This window comes from Demequina pelophila, assembly GCF_000971175.1.
GTDB classification, from domain to species: Bacteria; Actinomycetota; Actinomycetes; order Actinomycetales; family Demequinaceae; genus Demequina; species Demequina pelophila.
The window spans coordinates 24615-40837 of sequence record NZ_BBLY01000006.1 but is presented as its reverse complement, the minus strand read 5'-3'; the positions used below and the strand labels follow the sequence as shown (position 1 = coordinate 40837).

Here is a 16223-nt window from a genome sequence, read left to right as displayed (position 1 = left end):
GACCTCGCTCGTTAGACTCGCGGGCATGATCGACCTCAAGCTGCTGCGCGCCGAGCCCGACACCGTCAAGGCGAGCCAGATCGCCCGCGGCGACGACCCCGCGGTCGTCGACCAGGTCCTCGCGGCGGACGCGGAGCGCCGCGACGCCCTCCAGGAGTTCGAAGCGGCCCGCGCCGAGCAGAAGACGCTGGGCAAGGACGTGGCCCGCGCCCAGGGCGAGGAGAAGCAGGCGCTGCTCGCCCGCACCAAGGAGCTCGCGGCCCGCGTCAAGAGCCTTCAGGCGACGGCCGATGCGGCGTCCGCCCGCGCGGTCGAGCTCGCCCGCTCGCTGGGGAACCTTCCCGAGCCCGGCGTGCCCGCCGGCGGCGCCGACGACTTCGCGCTCGTGCGCACGGTGGGCGCCCCGCGCGACTTCGCCGCCGAGGGCATCGACGTGCAGGACCACCTCGCGCTGGGCGAGGGCCTCGCCGCGATCGACATGGAGCGCGGCGCCAAGGTGTCCGGCTCCCGCTTCTACTTCCTCACGGGCATGGGCGCGCGCCTCGAGCTCGCGATCCTCAACGCCGCGATGGACCGCGCGATCGCCGCGGGCTTCTCGCCCATGATGACGCCCACCCTGGTGCGCCCCGAGGTGATGGCCGGCACCGGCTTCCTGGGCAAGCACGCGGACGAGATCTACCGCCTCGAGCGCGACGATCTCTACCTCACCGGCACGTCCGAGGTGGCGCTCGCGGGCTACCACGCGGACGAGTTCCTGGACCTCGAGGCCGGCCCCCGCCGCTACGCCGGCTGGAGCGCCTGCTACCGCCGCGAGGCCGGGTCCGCGGGCCGCGACACCCGCGGCATCATCCGCGTCCACCAGTTCCACAAGGTGGAGATGTTCTCTTACTGCCGCCCCGAGGACGCCGCCGCGGAGCACGCCCGCTTCCTCGCCACCGAGGAGGCCATGCTGCAGGCCCTCGAGCTGCCCTACCGGGTGATCGACACGGCGGCCGGCGACCTGGGCTCGAGCGCCGCGCGCAAGTACGACTGCGAGGCCTGGCTGCCGTCGCAGGAGCGCTGGATGGAGGTCACCTCGACCTCCAACTGCACCACGTACCAGGCGCGCCGCCTCCAGATCCGCGAGAAGCGGGAGACCGGCACGGAGCCGGTGGCCACCATCAACGGGACCATCGGCACCACCCGGTGGATCGTCGCGCTGCTGGAGAACCACCAGCAGGCCGACGGCTCGGTGCGCGTGCCCGAGGCGCTGCGCCCGTACCTGGGCGGCCTCGAGGCGCTCACGCCCGTCGCGTAGCCTCGTCCGCATGACGGATCGCGCCATGCGGCCCCCGCTCACCGCCGACTCCTGGCGGCTCGTCGGGCTCGACATCGACGGCACGCTCATGCACTGGGGCGGGGAGATCGCCGACGCGGTGGTCGACGCGGTCGAGCGCGCGCGCATGTGCCGCAACCACGTGATCCTGGCGACCGGCCGCAACATCGTGGGCACCCTGCCCGTCGCGGAGACGCTGGGCATCCGGCGCGGCTGGGCCGTGTGCTCCAACGGTGCGGTGACCGTGCGGCTCAACCCGCGCGTGCCCGGCGGCTACGACATCGTGGAGAAGGTCACCTTCAACCCGCGCGCGGCGCTCGAGCTCGTCCGCGAGGAGCTGCCCGACGCGTTCTACGCGGTCGAGGACCTGGGCGTGGGCTTCCTGGTCAACCGCGAGTTCCCCGAGGGCGAGCTGGTGGGACGCCAGCGCGTGGTCACCGACTTCGACGAGCTCTGCCACGACGAGGCCACCCGCGTCGTCATCCGGGCCCCCGGCGTGGACGTGTCGCACTTCGACGAGCTGGTCCATCGCATCGGCCTCAACGACGTGACCTACGCCGTGGGCTGGTCGGCGTGGCTCGACCTCACCCCGCCCAACGTGTCGAAGGCCTCGGCGCTCGAGACCCTGCGCCGCCGGCTGGGCGTCTACCCCGACCACACGGTGGCCGTGGGCGACGGCAACAACGACATCGAGATGCTCGCGTGGGCCGGGCGCTCCGCCGCGATGGGCAGCGCGCCCGACCGCGTCAAGGCCGCCGCCGACGAGGTGGTCGGCTCGGTCGAGGAGGACGGCGTCCTCACCGTGCTCAACCGGCTCATCGACCCGGATCGCCTCGCGGTCCTCTAGGACGCGTCCGCCCCGTCCGGGGCGCCCACCGTCAGCACCACCTTCCCGAACACCTCGCCGGAGTCCAGGAGCCGATGCGCGTCGGCCGCACGCTCGAGCGGCACCGTCGCGTGGATCACCGGGGAGACGCGGCCGGGCACCAGCGGCCACACCCGCTCGCGGACCGCGGCGACGATCGCGGCCCGCTCCGCGAGGGGGCGGGACCGCAGCGTCGTGCCCAGGAGCGTGAGCCGCCTGCTCAGCAGGCGTCCCAGGTCGATCTCGCCACGCGTGCCGCGCTGCAGCCCGATGACCACCAGCCGACCGCCCGTGCGCAGCGACCGCAGGTTCGCGTCGAGGTTCGCGGCGCCCGCCACGTCGAGGATGACGTCCGCGCCGCCCCGTTCCTTCACGCGCGCCGCCCAGTCGCCCCGGTGGTCCAGGCCGGCCTCCGCGCCCAGTTCCACGCAGCGTGCGGCGCGCTCGGGCCCGCCCGCGGTCGCGAGGACGCGCATGCCCAGGGCCGTCGCGTACTGGATCGCGAGGGACCCCACCCCGCCGGAGCCCCCGTGGACCAGGAGCGTCTCGCCGGGGTGTGCGCCCGCCGCATCCAGGTTGGAGACCACGGTGCAGGCCGCCTCGACCAGGCCGGCGGCTCCCACCGCATCGGTCCCCGCCGGCATCGGCAGGACGAGGGACGCGTCCACCGCGACGCGCTCGGCGTAGCCGCCGCCGGGCAGCAGCGCGCAGACCCGGTCGCCCACCGCCCAGCCGGCGACCGCGTCGTCCGCCGGGCCCCTCGCCGCGGCGCCCACCTCGGTGCCCAGCGCGGTGATGGTCCCGGCCGCCTCGAGCCCCGGCCACGGGGGAGCGCCCGGCGGTGGGGGATAGTGGCCGGCCCGCTGGAGCAGGTCGGCGCGGTTGACGCCGGCGGCCTCGACGGCGATGATCACCTCGCGCGGCCCCGGGGTCGGGTCGGGCGCCGCGCCCGTCTCGAGCGCCTCCGGCCCGCCCGGCCGTGTGACATTGACCACCTTCATTCCGTTTGCCTACCTCCGCGTCGCCCGGCTCCGGTATTCGTAGTGTCCCAGTGCTGAGGGCGCGGTGCCGCGACCTTCATGTTTCCTGCGACCCGGCCGATAACGCTGGGGAGCGGTCGTCGCCTTCGTCATCGAAGAGGCGTCTGAGCAGGCGGCGGCTCGTGAGGGAAGGTGTCATGCTTCAGAGGCTCGGTATCCGAGGAAAGCTCCTCGCCGTCGTCGCGGTTCCCGCGCTCGTGCTGCTCATGCTCTCCGGGTTCGTGGTGCTCGGCTCGGCGCGCGACTATCAGGACGCGAACGAGGCGAAGCAGCTCATGGACGCCGTCGCCGAGTCCGTCGTGACGCAGGACGACCTCCAGGCGGAGCGCTTCGCCGCCGTCAACTACGTCGACATCGTCACCCGCGTCCCCGGCCAGCTGCCGGGCGCGTACGAGGGCGTCGCCGACGCGCTCGCGGTCCTCGACGCGACGGTGCGCGAGATCGAGTCCCGCGCGAACCAGGAGGGTGCCGGCTCGCAGCTGCGCGAGTCCGCTCGCATCGCCCGCGAGTCCGTGAACCGGGCATCTGAGCTCCTCGCGACCGGTGCCGGGGCGCGACTGGCGGACCTGCGCGGCCTCACCATCACCCCGCCCACCGAGGCCGGCGAGTGGTTCGGGCTCCCCTCCGTCGAGGACGTCGAGGCCCAGGCCGCCGGCTATGCGGAGATCGTCGCCGGCCTGCGCGACGCGCAGACGGGCGCGACGACCATCACGCTCGAGTTCGACGCGCTCATCGCCGCGGTGGAGTACGAGGCGGGCCTGGCGGACCAGCTGTTCGGCCAGACGCGCACCCACCAGCAGACCATGGAGCGCACCTTCGTCGCCGTCGAGGAGGGGCTCGACCGGATCCACGACACCACCGCGCAGATCGAGCGCAACGACCGCAACGCCGAGGCGCTCGACGCCGTGTCCGCCGGCCGCGAGCTGCGTAGCGAGTTCGAGCAGATCCGCCTGGGTGTGGCGTCCGCGCAGATCTCCCCGGTCGTGCTGACCAACTTCTACACGGAGCTGCTGGGCGCCTTCCAGCGCGCGGTCACCACCGTCACGGTCGCCATGCCGGGCCGCGAGGTGGGCACCCAGCTGGCCGCCTACGCGAGCGTCGACCGGCTCATCGAGTCGATCTCCTACGAGCGGGTGATCGTCGACCGCATCCTGCGCGCGGGCCTGTTCATGGGTTCCGGCGAGACGTCGGTGCCCGCCGCCGTCGAGCGCACGCGTCTGGCGCTCGTGGACGCGCAGCGCGCCGGCGCCTCGCTGCCGGACCCCATCGAGGTGCCCGGCTTCGGCGCCTCGCTCGACCCCGACCAGCCCATGGCCTCGTTCGAGGGCATCCGTGCGCAGCTGCTGGGCGGCACCACGGACTCGATCGTGCTCGTGCGCGACCTGGGCTGGGACCAGGCGGTGGGCGAGGAGCTGCAGCAGTACGAGCCGCTGCGCGCCCAGCTGTGGCAGCAGGCGGAGTCCAGCGCGGCCGGCGACGTCGCCGAGGCCCGCACCACGACGCTGCTGACCCTCGCGGTGCTGACCGGCGGTCTCATCGCGTCGCTCGTCCTCGCGTTCGCCATCGCGCGCCGCATCGTGGTGCCGCTGCGACGCCTGACGACGACCGCCGCCGCCGTCCGCGAGGAGCTCCCGTCCATGGTGGAGCGGGTCGCCCTCCCCGGCGAGGACGTCGACGTGTCGGACGTGCAGATCCCCGTCGAGAGCTCGGACGAGGTGGGCCGCCTCGCGGAGGCGTTCAACGGCGTCAACGCCGCCACCCTCGAGATCGCGCGCGAGCAGGCCGCGCTGCGCGCGTCCATCTCGGAGATGTTCGTCAACGTGGCGCGCCGCGACCAGGTGCTGCTCAACCGCCAGCTCTCCAGCATCGACGAGATGGAGCGCACCGAGGACGACCCGAACCGCCTCACGCGGCTGTTCGCGCTCGACCACCTGGCGACCCGGATGCGCCGCAACTCGGAGTCGCTGCTGGTGCTCGCCGGCATCGACACGGGCCGCCGCCTCCGCCGGCCCATGCCGCTGTCGGACGTGGTGCGCACCGCGTCGTCCGAGATCGAGCTGTACGAGCGCGTCGACCTCGACCTCGTGGTCGACCCGCCCATGGTGGGGCACCAGGCCCTGGCCGCCGCGCACCTGTTCGCGGAGCTGCTGGAGAACGCGACCGTCTTCTCCGACCCCATGTCCCGCGTCGTGGTGCGGACGGGTCAGGTGGAGGACGGCTTCACCGTCGAGGTGATCGACTCCGGCATCGGCATGACCGACTCCGAGCTGGCCGACGCGAACGCGCACGTCGCGACGACCGCCGCGTCCGAGATCCTGGGCGCGCAGCGCCTGGGGCTGTTCGTGGTGGGCCGCATCGCCCGCCGCCTGGGCGCCACGGTGACGCTGAGGTCGACCGCGGGCGAGGGCACGGTCGCGACCGTGCTCCTCCCGATCGCGCTGTTCGACGCCACGGCGCCCGCGGTGCCCTCCGCCGTCGCCCCTCTGCCTGCGGAGGTCCCCGTGCTCGCGCCGGTCGAGGGCGAGGCCGACGCCACCGAGGCGGAGCCGGTCGCCACGGAGCTGGACGCCCTCATCGAGGCGGATGCGGCGCAGGCGCCGGTGGCCAAGCCCGTCGTCACGGCCGACCTCACGGCCGGCGTCGCGGCCTCCGGCCTGCCGACGCGCCGCACCAGGCGCGACGCCCCCGCCGCCGACCGGGGCGAGGCCGTGATCGGCCTCCCGGCGCAGGCGACGGACGACCAGCTCAGCGCGCTCGACGCCGAGGCCGCCGCATTCACGCCCGCGGTTCCCGCGCCCGAGCCGACGCCCGAGGCGCAGGCGTCCACGGACCGCGCCTCGATGTTCCGCGGCTTCCGCTCGCGCCGCGAGGCGCCGGCGGTGGACGCGGTCGCGACCGCAGACCGGGTCGAGATCCCGGGTCTCGAGCCCGACTTCGACGGTGGGCTCGACGTGCCGTGGGCCCCGACGGGTGTCGCCCAGGGGTCGGCAGCCGCGGACGACGCTTCCGCCGACGGCGAGCGCGCCGAGCCGACGCGGTCGGTCAGTGCGTCCGGCCTTCCGGTGCGCCGCCGCTCGGTGCTCGGCGGCGGTGACGGCGCGGGGTCGACCGACGACGGTTCCGCCCCGGCGGTGCCGGGGTTCGCTCCTGACGACGAGGCGCCCGGCGACGACGAGTCCGCCGCCGCCGTCGCTTCCGGCGACCGCGCGTCGAGCGGCGATCGGGCGCACGCGCTGGGCGGGGCATTCGCCGCGTTCGCGGCGATCGACGCCGGTCGTCGCGCGCTCCAGCGCCGCGACGACGTCGACGAGTCCGGCACCGACGAGTCCGGCACCGACGAGTCCGGGGCGAGCGCCCTCGGTGCGGAGCCGAGCGCGACGGGCTTCGCGCCCTCGCTCGAGCCGGACGCCGAGGAGCCGGAGTCCGCGATCGACGGTGCGCTCGAGGCCGCGGAACCCGACGAGACCTTGGTCGAGCCGGAGGTCGCGCCCGAGCCCGCACCGCGCCTGCCGGTGTTCTCCATGCCCAAGCTGGCCCCGCGCCCGGCCGCCGAGAGCCCCTTCGAGCGGTCGCCGTACGGCGCCGCGTTCACCCGCGAGATGGGGGACGGCGGCACGCGCGGCCCGATCGCGGACGCCGAGGACGAGCCCGTCGTGATCCCGGCGCTGGAGGACGAGCCGGACGTGCCGGAGGTCGAGATCCCGGCGGAGCGTGCCGTCGAGCCTGAGCCCGAGGCTGCTGTCGAGCCTGAGCCGACCATCGAGCCGGAGCCGACCATCGAGCCCGAGTCCACCGTCGCATCGGAGGTCGCGCCGGAGCCGGAGCCCGTCGCCGAGCCCGCCGCCCTCGACGAGGCGCCGGAGCCGTCCGCCGTGCCCGTGTGGCTGCGCGCGGACGACGCGGCCCCCGCAGACCGGTGGAACGGCGCCACCGACGAGTCGATCGACACCATCCTCGCTCAGGAGTCGGGCGTGCATGCGGCGCGCTCCGGCTTCTTCGGACGCCTGTTCGGACGGCGCCGCCGGACCGAGGCCCCCGCCGTCGAGGAGGCGCAGCGCCGGACCGAGCCGTACGAGCCCCCGTCCCAGGGCGCGTTCGAGCCCACGCCGGTGGTGCCCGCCCGACCGCACGCGCTCGGCCAGGAGATCCAGGAGCCGCGTGGATTCGAACCCGAGGCCATCGGATTCGAGCCCGAGCCGCAGGCGGAGCCGCTCCCCGAGCCGCTGAGCGGGCCCGCGGTCGCGCCGACCTTCGAACCGGAGTTGACCTTCGAGCGGGAGCAGGCCTTCGCACCCGAGGCCGCCTGGAGTCCCGACACTCCGTCCGCCCCGGGCGATGCCGTCCAGGACGATGCTGACCGTGCCGGCGCTCAGGCCCGCGACGGTGCTCCCGCGCCCTGGGAGCGGGCCGCGCAGGAGGAGTCCGCGTGGCAGCCCGCCGCCGAATCCGCAGGCGAGTGGCACGCGGACCGGGCAGCGGACCAGTCGGTCGTCGATGAGTTCGCCGTGGCCGCGCGTGCGGCCCACCGCGAGCCTGCCGTCCAGGACGAGCCGGCCCCCGCATCGTCCCCCGAGGCCGCCGTGTTCACCCCCGAGGAACTCGCCCAGCCGCAGGGCTGGGAGTCCGCGGGCGAGTCGGCGCTGGCTGCTCAGCCGTTCGGTGACATCGGCACGGTGTACACGCCGGTGATCGACACGGAGAACGCCTCCGGGCGGGCACCCGAGGACGACGAGGCGGACCTCACCCGCGCCGTGTTCTCGGAGCTCAGCTCGCTGTCGGCGTCGCGACCCAAGGTCGAGAAGACGCGTGCGGGGCTGCAGCGGCGCCGCAAGCCCGCCGAGGCGCCCGCGCCCGTCGAGCCGCTCGCGGAGGATGCGGCGCTCGCACCCAAGGAGCGTGACGCGGACGCGGTCCGCCAGCGCTTCTCGAGCTTCTACTCGGGCGCGCAGCGTGCGCGCTCGGACGCCGCGCAGTTCGAGGTCCGCTCGAACGGCCACGGCGGGAACGACTAGACCCATGAACCACGACGAGGGCCCGGTCCGCCGGGCCGCCCACAACCACCAGGAGGACCAGTGACCGCCCTCAGCACCGAGGCCACCAACTTCGGCTGGCTTCTCGACAACTTCGTCGAGTCCGTCCCCGGCACGCGCCACACGCTGGTGGTGAGCGCGGACGGCCTGCTCATGGCGATGTCGCGCAACCTCGACCGCACCGAGGGTGACACCCTCGCGGCGATCGTGGCCGGCATGTCGAGCCTCACCCGTGGCGCCGCGCGCCAGCTCGGCGCCGGCGAGGTGCGCCAGTCGATCGTCGAGATGGACGAGCTGTTCCTGTTCCTCATGAGCGTGTCGAACGGCTCCGTGCTCGCGGTCGCCGCGGACTCGACCTGCGACGTCGGCCTCGTGGGCTACGAGATGACGTTGCTGGTCTCCCGCTTCGAGAACGCCCTCACGCCGCAGCTCATCACCGAGATGCGTCAGAATCTGCCCACGAACGGCCACACCCGCCTCTGAGGGATGACATGAGGGACCACACGACGGCGTACGACCCGGACGAGGCCTCCACCGTCCGGCCCTACGCGGTGACCGGGGGGCGTGTGAGCGCGGCGAGCGCGGACCTGCCCATGGAGGCGCTCGTCGAGGCCGCCTCCACCCACCAGGACTTCACGGGGCTCACCCCGGAGAAGATCACGATCCTGCGGCTCGCCGCGGGACAGTACCAATCCGTGGCCGAGCTGTCGGCCCACACCCGCCTTCCGCTGGGTGTGGTCCGGGTGCTGGTGACGGACCTTGCGCAGGCCCACCTTTTGAACATCCATACCGGCGGCACCGCCCAGGACGCGTCCACGCACGATGCGTCGGGTGGCCTGTCGCTCAGTCTCCTGGAGAGTGTCCTCGATGGCATTGCAGCCCTCTAGCCCCGCAGCGGCGCCCGCCGTCGCCGCGCCCACCGTCGTGAAGATCGTCATCGCCGGCGGCTTCGCGGTCGGCAAGACCACCTTCATCGGCTCGATCTCCGACATCGACCCCCTCAACACCGAGGCGGCCATGACGGAGCACTCCGTGGGCGTGGACGACGCGGGCGGCGTCACCGACCGCAAGACCACCACCACGGTCGCCATGGACTTCGGGCGCATCGCGCTGCCCGGGTCCCTGTGGCTGTACCTGTTCGGCACCCCGGGCCAGGATCGCTTCCTGTTCATGTGGGACGACCTGGTGCGCGGCGCGATCGGTGCGGTCGTGCTGGTCGACACCGAGCGGCTGGACCAGTGCTTCCCGGCCGTCGACTACTTCGAGGGCCGCGGCATCCCCTTCGTGGTGTGCGTCAACTGCTTCGACGGCGTCGCCCGCCACACGCTCGAGGACGTGCGCGAGGCGCTCGGCATCCCCGACGACGTGCCGGTCATGTACACGGACGCGCGCGAGAAGGCCGCCACCAAGCAGGCGCTCATCTCCGTGGTGCAGCTCGCGATGCGTCGCATCCGTCGCTAGCAGCCACGCCCGTCGAGGGGGCGACGACGCCTGGTCACGGCGTCGTCGCCCCCTCGACGCGTGCGCTGCTCGGGCTGCTGTCGCCTGGCTCAGGCGGCCGCCGGCACCGCGCTTCGATGCCAGGCGACGGTCTCCGCGAGGCCCTGCTCGAGCGGCGTGCCCGCGGTCCAGCCGAGCACCGCACGCGACCTCGAGACATCGAGACGCTTCTGGCGCGGCGTGTCGCGCGGCGGCCCCGAGAACACGGGCTCGCGGACCTGGCCGTCGAACGCGCGGGAGAGCAAGCCGGCAACGGCGCGCACGGAGGTCAGGGTGCCGGTGCCGAAGTTGAAGACACGCTCGGTGCCGCCGGTCGCCAGGTGGTCCGCGGCGCTCGTATAGGCGCGGGCCATGTCCTTGACGTAGAGGAAGTCGAGCCGCGTCGAGCCGTCGTCGCGCCCGCCGAAGTCGTACGTGCCGCCGGCCTCCAGTTGCGCGAGCGCGCGCGGCACGAGCCGGGAGAGGTGGCGGTCGCCGGGGCCGTAGGTGTTCATGAACCGGCAGATCGCGTAGGGCAGCCCGAACGTGGTGCCGTAGCCGCGCACCAGCATCTCCGCGGCCGCCTTGGACGGGCCGTAGAGGTTGGTTGCGGGGCCTGCCTCCTGCGTCTCAGGGATCGGCTCGGCGGAGAAGTTGTCGCCGTAGTAGGCGCCGCTCGATGCGAACACGAGGCGCGGCGGCGCGGGGGCGGTGCGACACGCCTCCAGGATGGCGGCGGTGCCGCGCACATTGGTGTCGACGACCGTGGCCGGATCCGCGATGCTGTGGGCCACGATCGGGTCCGCCGCCAGGTGGAACACGTCGTCGAAAGCACCGTCCCCGACGAGCGCCGCCACGAGCGCCGCGTCGCGCACATCGCCGGGCACCACGGCCACGCGGTCCGCGAGCGCCAGGTCGCCCAGCGGGCTGCCTTCGATCGGGGCCCGGTCGAGCACCGTGACAGAGGCCCCGCGTTCCACCAGGTCCGCGACCAGGTGACTCCCGCCGAATCCCGCCCCGCCGGTCACCAGGCACTCGCGCCCTCGCCAGTCGTTCCTCATGATCGCCCCCCGCAATCGACCACGGCGTCGCTCCGGGCGGTCCTCCCTCGGGCCCGCCGCTTCGAACGAGCGTCGCCGACCCGTTGATCATGCCCCGCCGCACCCGGACTTGTGAAGCCCCAACAGACAAATCGCACAGAAGGGTCACATCGGGCGGCCGGTGCTCGCGTCGTGCGCCGGGCGCGAGGTTCCTCGCCGCTACTCTGTCTCCGTGATCTACGTCGATGGCTCGGGGCTGTGCCGATTCCTCCCCGGGGTCCGTTATTTCGACGAGTTCAACGACTTCGCGGTGCCGCGCCTGGGCGACCTGGCGACCACCCAGCTGGGACTGACGGAGCTGCGCCAGACCGCCGAGCTCTACCCCCGCGAGACCAAGCCGAAGGCCTTCGGCGTCGTGGAGATGGTGCGCGGCGCGGTGCCGGTGATCCGCTTCTCCGAGCACAATGTCGAGGTGTCCACGCACGCGCTCGTGGTGCTCAAGCCCTTCGCGGCGCTGCACCTGGGCGCCGCGGTCGCCCACCCCGAGGTGCACGCGATCCTCACGTACGACGTCGAGCTGGCGCGCGCCGCCGAGCTCTACGGCCTCCAGGTGCTGAGTCCGGGGATGGCCCCGGGCTGGCACAATGGCTGACGCCCCAGGCGGGGCGCGGGAGAGTTGACCGAGCGGCCGAAGGTGACGGTCTTGAAAACCGTTGAGGCGTAACCCGTCTCCGTGGGTTCGAATCCCACACTCTCCGCCTCGCGCCGGGGGACGATGCGCATCGTCCCCCGGCCGTCGCGACGCCCCGGCCGCGCGCGTTGCCCGGGACCTCGCCGGGCCGGTACCCTGGTCCCCGGCCCGAGCGCCCTGGAGACGTGACCGAGTGGCCGAAGGTGCATCCCTGCTAAGGATGTGATGGGGCAACCTATCCGTGGGTTCGAATCCCACCGTCTCCGCTCTCGAAAGGCCCCGCCTCGGCGGGGCCTTTCCTTGTGCCAGGGGCGATGCGGTGGCTAGGCCCGCGGAAGGACCACCGGGCGGCCCGGCTCGAGCGGGGTGTAGAGGAACTGGTTGAGGAAGCGGCGCACCATCCCCTCGAGGTCCACGACCTCGCGGTCGAGCAGCCACTGCACCTGCAGCCCGTCGAGGAGGGCGATCGCCTGCGCGGCGACCTCCTCGGGGTTGGCGCGTCGGCGCAGTTCGCCCTCCTCCTCGAGTTCGCGCAGCGCGTCGATGAGCAGCTGGCGGGACCACGCGTAGCGCGCGCGGAAGTACGCGTGGCCGGGGTGGTCCGGGGAGGTGGCCGAGGCGGCCATGATGGTGAAGAGCTCGACGGAGCCCGGCGTCTCCTGGTTGTAGCGGGCGATGTCGATGAATCCCTGCAGCATCGCCCGGCCGTCGCCGGGGCCCTCCGGCACGAAGTCGAGGGCGCGGTCGTCGCGCAGCCGGAGCGTGTCCACCAGCAGCTCTCGCTCGTCGGGGTAGAGGTCGTGGAGCTGCTCGCGGGTGAGGCCGGCGGCCGCGGCGATCCGCGCGAACGATTCATCGCGGTACCCGCCCTCGCGGATCTCGTCGAGCGCGGCGGAGAGGATCGCCTGGGACGTGTCGTCGAGCCGGAGCCGCTCTCCCGTGGATCCCTGGAATCCGATCTCCTGCGTCATGGCCGCCTTCCGAACCTCGCTGTTCTGTCGACCCTTGAACTCTAGTGGTCTCGCGGGGGCGGTGCGTGCGTCGTGAGCGGTTGGTCGTCGCGGTGCCCGATGTCATGTATAGTTGTCTCTCGGCCCGCAAGGGTCACGCGCCCGTAGCTCAACGGATAGAGCATCTGACTACGGATCAGAAGGTTGGGGGTTCGAATCCCTCCGGGCGCGCGAAACGGAGGCGCTCACCGATCGCGGTGGGCGCCTTTTCGCATGTCGGCCCGCGTGGCGCCGTGCTTCTCTGCTGTTCGCGGCATCCGTGCAGGTAGGGCGGGTCTTTCCGGTTGCCCCGCCGCGACGGCGCCGCTAGCGTCGTGCACGAGGGCCAGGGCGGCCCCGCACCTCACCCCGGAGGCCGTCATGGACTTCTTCGCCAACTTCGTCAACATCCTGTGGTGGTCGCTGTGGTTCGCGATCTGGATCTCGTTCATCTTCCTGGTGATCCGCTTCGTCATCGACGTGTTCCGCGACTCCGAGCTGTCCGTCGTGGGCAAGATCGGCTGGACGCTGCTGCTGGTGATCCTGCCGGTCATCGGCGCGCTCATCTACATCTTCGCCCGCGGCAAGGGCATGGCCGAGCGCGACCTCGCCGACTACCAGCGGGCGCGCGACGCGCAGGTCGAGTACACCAAGGGCCTCATGGCGGAGGCCGGAGGCGCCGCGGAGATCAAGGCGGCCAAAGAGCTGCTCGACGCCGGCACCATCACGCCCGCGGAGTTCGAGGCGCTCAAGAAGAAGGCGCTCGCCGCCGGCTGAGCCGACCCGTCACACGGCCGGGGCCCCCGCAGGCGCGGGCAGGTCCCGGCCGTCGTCGTCGAGGACGATGCGCGTGAGACCGGGCGAGCCGAGCGCCACCACGGTGAGGGCCTCGGCGCGTCCCGCCGGGAGCAGGCGGACGGTCACCGACCCGTCGCGGGCGCCGTCGAGCGCGGCGATCACGGCCGCTTCGACCCGGCGCATCGCCGCCTCGTCGAGCGCCGCTCCCCGGTCGTCGAGCAGGTTGACGTCGACCCCGCGGGCGCGTGCCTCCGCGGCCGCGTCGAGCACCGCAGGGGTCGCCAGCGAGCTCCCCCGGACGCCGTCGCGCAGGCGCGCCTCGATCGCGCGTGCGCGGTCGCGCTCGGCGGCGGTGAGCGGCGTCCCCGTCGCGATGCGTGCGAGGACGGGGCCGGCCAGGGCCGCGACCTCGCCGCTGCGGTGCAGGCGGACGTCGCGTCGCGCCTCCGCGCTCGCGGCCGATGCGGTGGCCCGGACGGAGCGTTCCCGCAGCTCGGCGATGGCGGTCGCCGCGCGGCGCAGGCTCGCGACGAACAGCGCGGCGACGCCCAGGAGCGCGATCTGGGTGTCGAGCAGCGTGAAGGCGGTCATGGGCGGCCGACCGGTCGTGACCGCCCAGGCGACGGTGATGGCCGACATCCCGGCCGCGCCCATCCACGCCCATCCCGCCCGGCCGCGGAGGATGAGGAACCATGCGAGCCACGTGTTGGAGCCCAGGTGCCACGAGGCGCGCCCCGGAGCACCCTCGGCCGGCAGGCACCACGAGACCAGCAGGGTTGACGCCAGCATGGTCGCGACCACCAGGGCGGTGTCGCGCAGCGGGAAGGGGTCCGGATGCCGGCGCCACAGGAGGGCGCCGGCCGCGCTCACCAGCGCGCAGGCCACCAGCGGCGGCCAGTCGGGGGCGACCGTGTCCAGCGTGGTCAGGGTGAACGCCACGTTGGTGGCGACGAAGACGCCGAGCACGGCGGCGGCGCCCGGGGAGCCCAGGCCGAGCAGCGCGCTCACGTCGGGCCGGTCGCGCCGGGCCCGCGTCACGGCCGATCCCAGGTGAGGGTGACGACGGTGCCGCGCCCCGGAGCGGAGTCGACCCGCGCGTGCCCGCCCGCGAGCGCGTGCATACGGCCCGTGACGCTCACCCGGATGCCCAGTCGGCGGGTATGCACGGTGCGCGGCGTGAACCCCCGCCCGGTGTCCGTGACGGTGACGACCACGCGCGCCGCGTCGGACGCCACCTCGACCCGGGGGTCCGCCGTCGTCCCGGCGTGGGCGGCGGCGTTGCGCAGGGCCTCCGCGGTCGCCTCCGCGAACGCCGTCGCCGCGTCGGCGGGGAGTCGCGCCGCGGCATCTCCGGATGCCGTCACCGGCGTCCCCGGCGCGTGCCGCTCGGCCGTCGCCCGGAGCATCGCGGTGAGCTCTCCCACCGTGTAGTCGCGCGTCTCCGCGTCCCCGCTGGCGAGCGCATGCACGCTCGCGAGCGCCTCGCCCGCCCGCGCGGCCAGCTCCGCATCCGCGCGGCCGCGCCCCGCCGCGATGAGCACGGACAGCACGTCGTCGTGCACCATCGCGTCGACGCGCGTCTGCTCCTCCTCGCGCGTGCGGCGGCTCGCGTCGAGCGCGGCGCGTTCGCGCGCCTCGGCCGCGGCCTCGTCGAGCCGGTCGCCCGCGCTGAGCAGCGCGTACGTGACGCCGGCGAGGATCACGCAGAACACGAGCGCGCCGAGCGCATCGAGGTAGGGCTCGAGCCCGGGGTCGGCGGTGGCGCGCAGCTGCGTGGACGCGACGAGCGGCGCCTGGGCGGCGACGTAGAGCCACCGCGCCGGGCCCCGCCAGACCACCATCGCGGTCGTCGCATGCACGGCTGTGATGCCCTGGATCCAGGGCGCCGCGTCGCCGCGCAGCGCATCGTCCACCATGAACCACGGCCAGGCGATCTGAATCGCGACGAACGCGAGGGTCGACGCGCGCGCCACCCCCACGAGGGCCGCGTGCGGCAGCGCGAGGCGGAGCAGGGGGAACGTCGCGGGCAGGCCGCACGCGAGCGCGACGATCAGGACGCCGACGGGTGCACGCATCTGGGGGATCTGCCCCAGGTAGCCGCTGTCGCCCGGCGCGAGCAGCAGGCCGAAGGCGATGGCACCTATGCCCACGGCCGTCAGCAGCGTCTGCTCGACGCGGGTCCGCGCGCCCAGCGACTCTCGTCCGGTCATCGGGCTCCGGGGCTCACGCGCGGAGCCGCGGCGCTCGCGGTCGTGGCCGCGCCGCCAGCCTCGTGTCCGCGTGGCGGGGCGTCGGCGCATCAGCCGGACTCATCGAGCAGCCCGTCCTCGACCGCCCGGCGGTACAGGTCCACGCGGGAGCGCGCCGGCCGACCCGCGCTCGCGTACTTGCGCCGGATGCGCGCGACGTGGTCGGCGACCGTCTCGCGCGAGACGCCCAGGTGCCCGGCCACCGCCTGGGCGGTGAGCCCGGAGGCGTAGAGCGACAGCGTCTCCCGCTCGCGGGGGCTCAGGCCCGCGTCCGCGAGCGACTCGTCCGCGTCGATCGCGGCGGCCCAGTCGACGCCGAAGACCTCGCGGCCGCCTGCCGCCCGGCGGATCGCCGCGAGCAGCGCCTCCGGGCTCGCCGACTTGCGCACCAGGCCCAGTGCGCCGGTGCGGGCCGCGGACTGGATCAGGCGGGCGTCCTCGCCCGCGGTATAGATGAGCACCTCCGCGCCCATCGCGTGGATCGCCGCGACGTTGGCGGCGGGGGTCGAGCCGTCGGCGAGGCGCAGGTCCAGGACGACGAGGTCGAGCGGGCGCCCGAGCGAGCCGAGGGCGGCGACCGTGTCCACCGCGGCGGCGAGCTCGAGGTCCGGGGCGGCGTCGACGAGCTCGCGGAAGCCGAGCGCGACCAGCGCGTGGTCCTCGACCAGTGCGATCGCGCGTGCGCCCATGCCGCTCACCGTCCCCCTGACCCCGCATCGTAGCCGGT

The 16223-nt window shown here is 73.9% G+C and carries 14 protein-coding genes and 3 tRNA genes; 11 read left to right on the top strand and 6 right to left on the bottom strand.

Annotation, left to right across the window (positions count from 1 at the left end):
• Positions 1-25 precede the first annotated feature (25 nt).
• Together serS and AOM03_RS09970 are read left to right on the top strand one after the other, a co-directional pair.
• A complete protein-coding gene (gene serS, locus AOM03_RS09975) occupies positions 26-1297 on the top strand; it encodes a serine--tRNA ligase (RefSeq protein ID WP_062380909.1) in 1272 nt (423 codons plus the stop codon).
• Positions 1298-1307: 10 nt separating this feature from the next.
• Entirely contained in the window at positions 1308-2162 is an 855-nt protein-coding gene (locus AOM03_RS09970) for an HAD family hydrolase (RefSeq protein WP_227589961.1), read from the top strand.
• Here the strand turns inward: AOM03_RS09970 and AOM03_RS09965 are convergent.
• The gene (locus AOM03_RS09965; protein WP_062380907.1) at positions 2159-3181 is read right to left on the bottom strand and encodes a zinc-binding dehydrogenase; all 1023 of its coding nucleotides are present in this window, start codon (positions 3179-3181) and stop codon (positions 2159-2161) included. The genes AOM03_RS09970 and AOM03_RS09965 overlap by 4 nt on opposite strands.
• A 176-nt stretch (positions 3182-3357) precedes the next feature.
• On the opposite strand from AOM03_RS09965, the gene AOM03_RS09960 reads away from it, so the two are divergent.
• From AOM03_RS09960 to AOM03_RS09945, 4 genes are read left to right on the top strand one after another with little or no spacing between them, the layout of a single operon-like run.
• Positions 3358-8232, top strand: coding sequence for an ATP-binding protein (locus AOM03_RS09960; protein WP_062380905.1), 4875 nt, complete (start codon positions 3358-3360; stop codon positions 8230-8232).
• A gap of 60 nt (positions 8233-8292) precedes the next feature.
• Positions 8293-8733, top strand: coding sequence for a roadblock/LC7 domain-containing protein (locus AOM03_RS09955; protein WP_062380903.1), 441 nt, complete (start codon positions 8293-8295; stop codon positions 8731-8733).
• An 8-nt stretch (positions 8734-8741) separates the two neighbouring features.
• The gene (locus AOM03_RS09950) at positions 8742-9137 is read left to right on the top strand and encodes a DUF742 domain-containing protein (protein ID WP_062380900.1); all 396 of its coding nucleotides are present in this window, start codon (positions 8742-8744) and stop codon (positions 9135-9137) included.
• Positions 9118-9711, top strand: coding sequence for a GTP-binding protein (locus tag AOM03_RS09945; protein WP_062380898.1), 594 nt, complete (start codon positions 9118-9120; stop codon positions 9709-9711). Before AOM03_RS09950 ends, AOM03_RS09945 begins: the two co-directional genes overlap by 20 nt.
• An 89-nt stretch (positions 9712-9800) precedes the next feature.
• Here the strand turns inward: AOM03_RS09945 and AOM03_RS09940 are convergent, their stop codons facing one another.
• On the bottom strand, positions 9801-10790 hold the full coding sequence (locus tag AOM03_RS09940; RefSeq protein WP_082092324.1) for an NAD-dependent epimerase/dehydratase family protein: 990 nt from the start codon (positions 10788-10790) through the stop codon (positions 9801-9803).
• 211 nt (positions 10791-11001) lie between these two features.
• Between AOM03_RS09940 and AOM03_RS09935 the strand changes: the two genes are divergently transcribed.
• The 3 genes from AOM03_RS09935 (at position 11002) to AOM03_RS09925 (ending at position 11726) form a co-directional block, all read left to right on the top strand.
• The gene (locus AOM03_RS09935; protein WP_062380894.1) at positions 11002-11421 is read left to right on the top strand and encodes a PIN domain-containing protein; all 420 of its coding nucleotides are present in this window, start codon (positions 11002-11004) and stop codon (positions 11419-11421) included.
• An 18-nt stretch (positions 11422-11439) separates the two neighbouring features.
• Positions 11440-11527, top strand: a tRNA-Ser gene (locus AOM03_RS09930).
• A gap of 112 nt (positions 11528-11639) precedes the next feature.
• Positions 11640-11726 (top strand) — tRNA-Ser (locus AOM03_RS09925).
• A gap of 57 nt (positions 11727-11783) precedes the next feature.
• On the opposite strand, the gene AOM03_RS09920 is transcribed toward AOM03_RS09925, so the two are convergent.
• Positions 11784-12431, bottom strand: coding sequence for a TetR/AcrR family transcriptional regulator (locus AOM03_RS09920; RefSeq protein ID WP_062380891.1), 648 nt, complete (start codon positions 12429-12431; stop codon positions 11784-11786).
• 137 nt (positions 12432-12568) lie between these two features.
• Between AOM03_RS09920 and AOM03_RS09915 the strand changes: the two genes are divergently transcribed.
• Both AOM03_RS09915 and AOM03_RS09910 read left to right on the top strand, forming a co-directional pair.
• A tRNA-Arg gene (locus AOM03_RS09915) sits at positions 12569-12641 on the top strand.
• Between the two features lie 189 nt (positions 12642-12830).
• Positions 12831-13226, top strand: coding sequence for an SHOCT domain-containing protein (locus tag AOM03_RS09910; RefSeq protein WP_062380889.1), 396 nt, complete (start codon positions 12831-12833; stop codon positions 13224-13226).
• 9 nt (positions 13227-13235) lie between these two features.
• Here the strand turns inward: AOM03_RS09910 and AOM03_RS09905 are convergent, their stop codons facing one another.
• The 3 genes from AOM03_RS09905 to AOM03_RS09895 all read right to left on the bottom strand — a co-directional run bounded on the left by AOM03_RS09905 (position 13236) and on the right by AOM03_RS09895 (position 16185).
• The gene (locus AOM03_RS09905; protein WP_062380887.1) at positions 13236-14285 is read right to left on the bottom strand and encodes a DUF8320 family protein; all 1050 of its coding nucleotides are present in this window, start codon (positions 14283-14285) and stop codon (positions 13236-13238) included.
• Positions 14282-15457, bottom strand: a complete 1176-nt coding sequence (locus tag AOM03_RS09900) for an ATP-binding protein (protein ID WP_062380885.1) — start codon at positions 15455-15457, stop codon at positions 14282-14284. The genes AOM03_RS09905 and AOM03_RS09900 overlap by 4 nt, the downstream gene beginning before the upstream one ends.
• A gap of 89 nt (positions 15458-15546) precedes the next feature.
• Positions 15547-16185, bottom strand: a complete 639-nt coding sequence (locus AOM03_RS09895; protein WP_062380883.1) for a response regulator transcription factor — start codon at positions 16183-16185, stop codon at positions 15547-15549.
• Between the last annotated feature and the right edge of the window lie 38 nt (positions 16186-16223).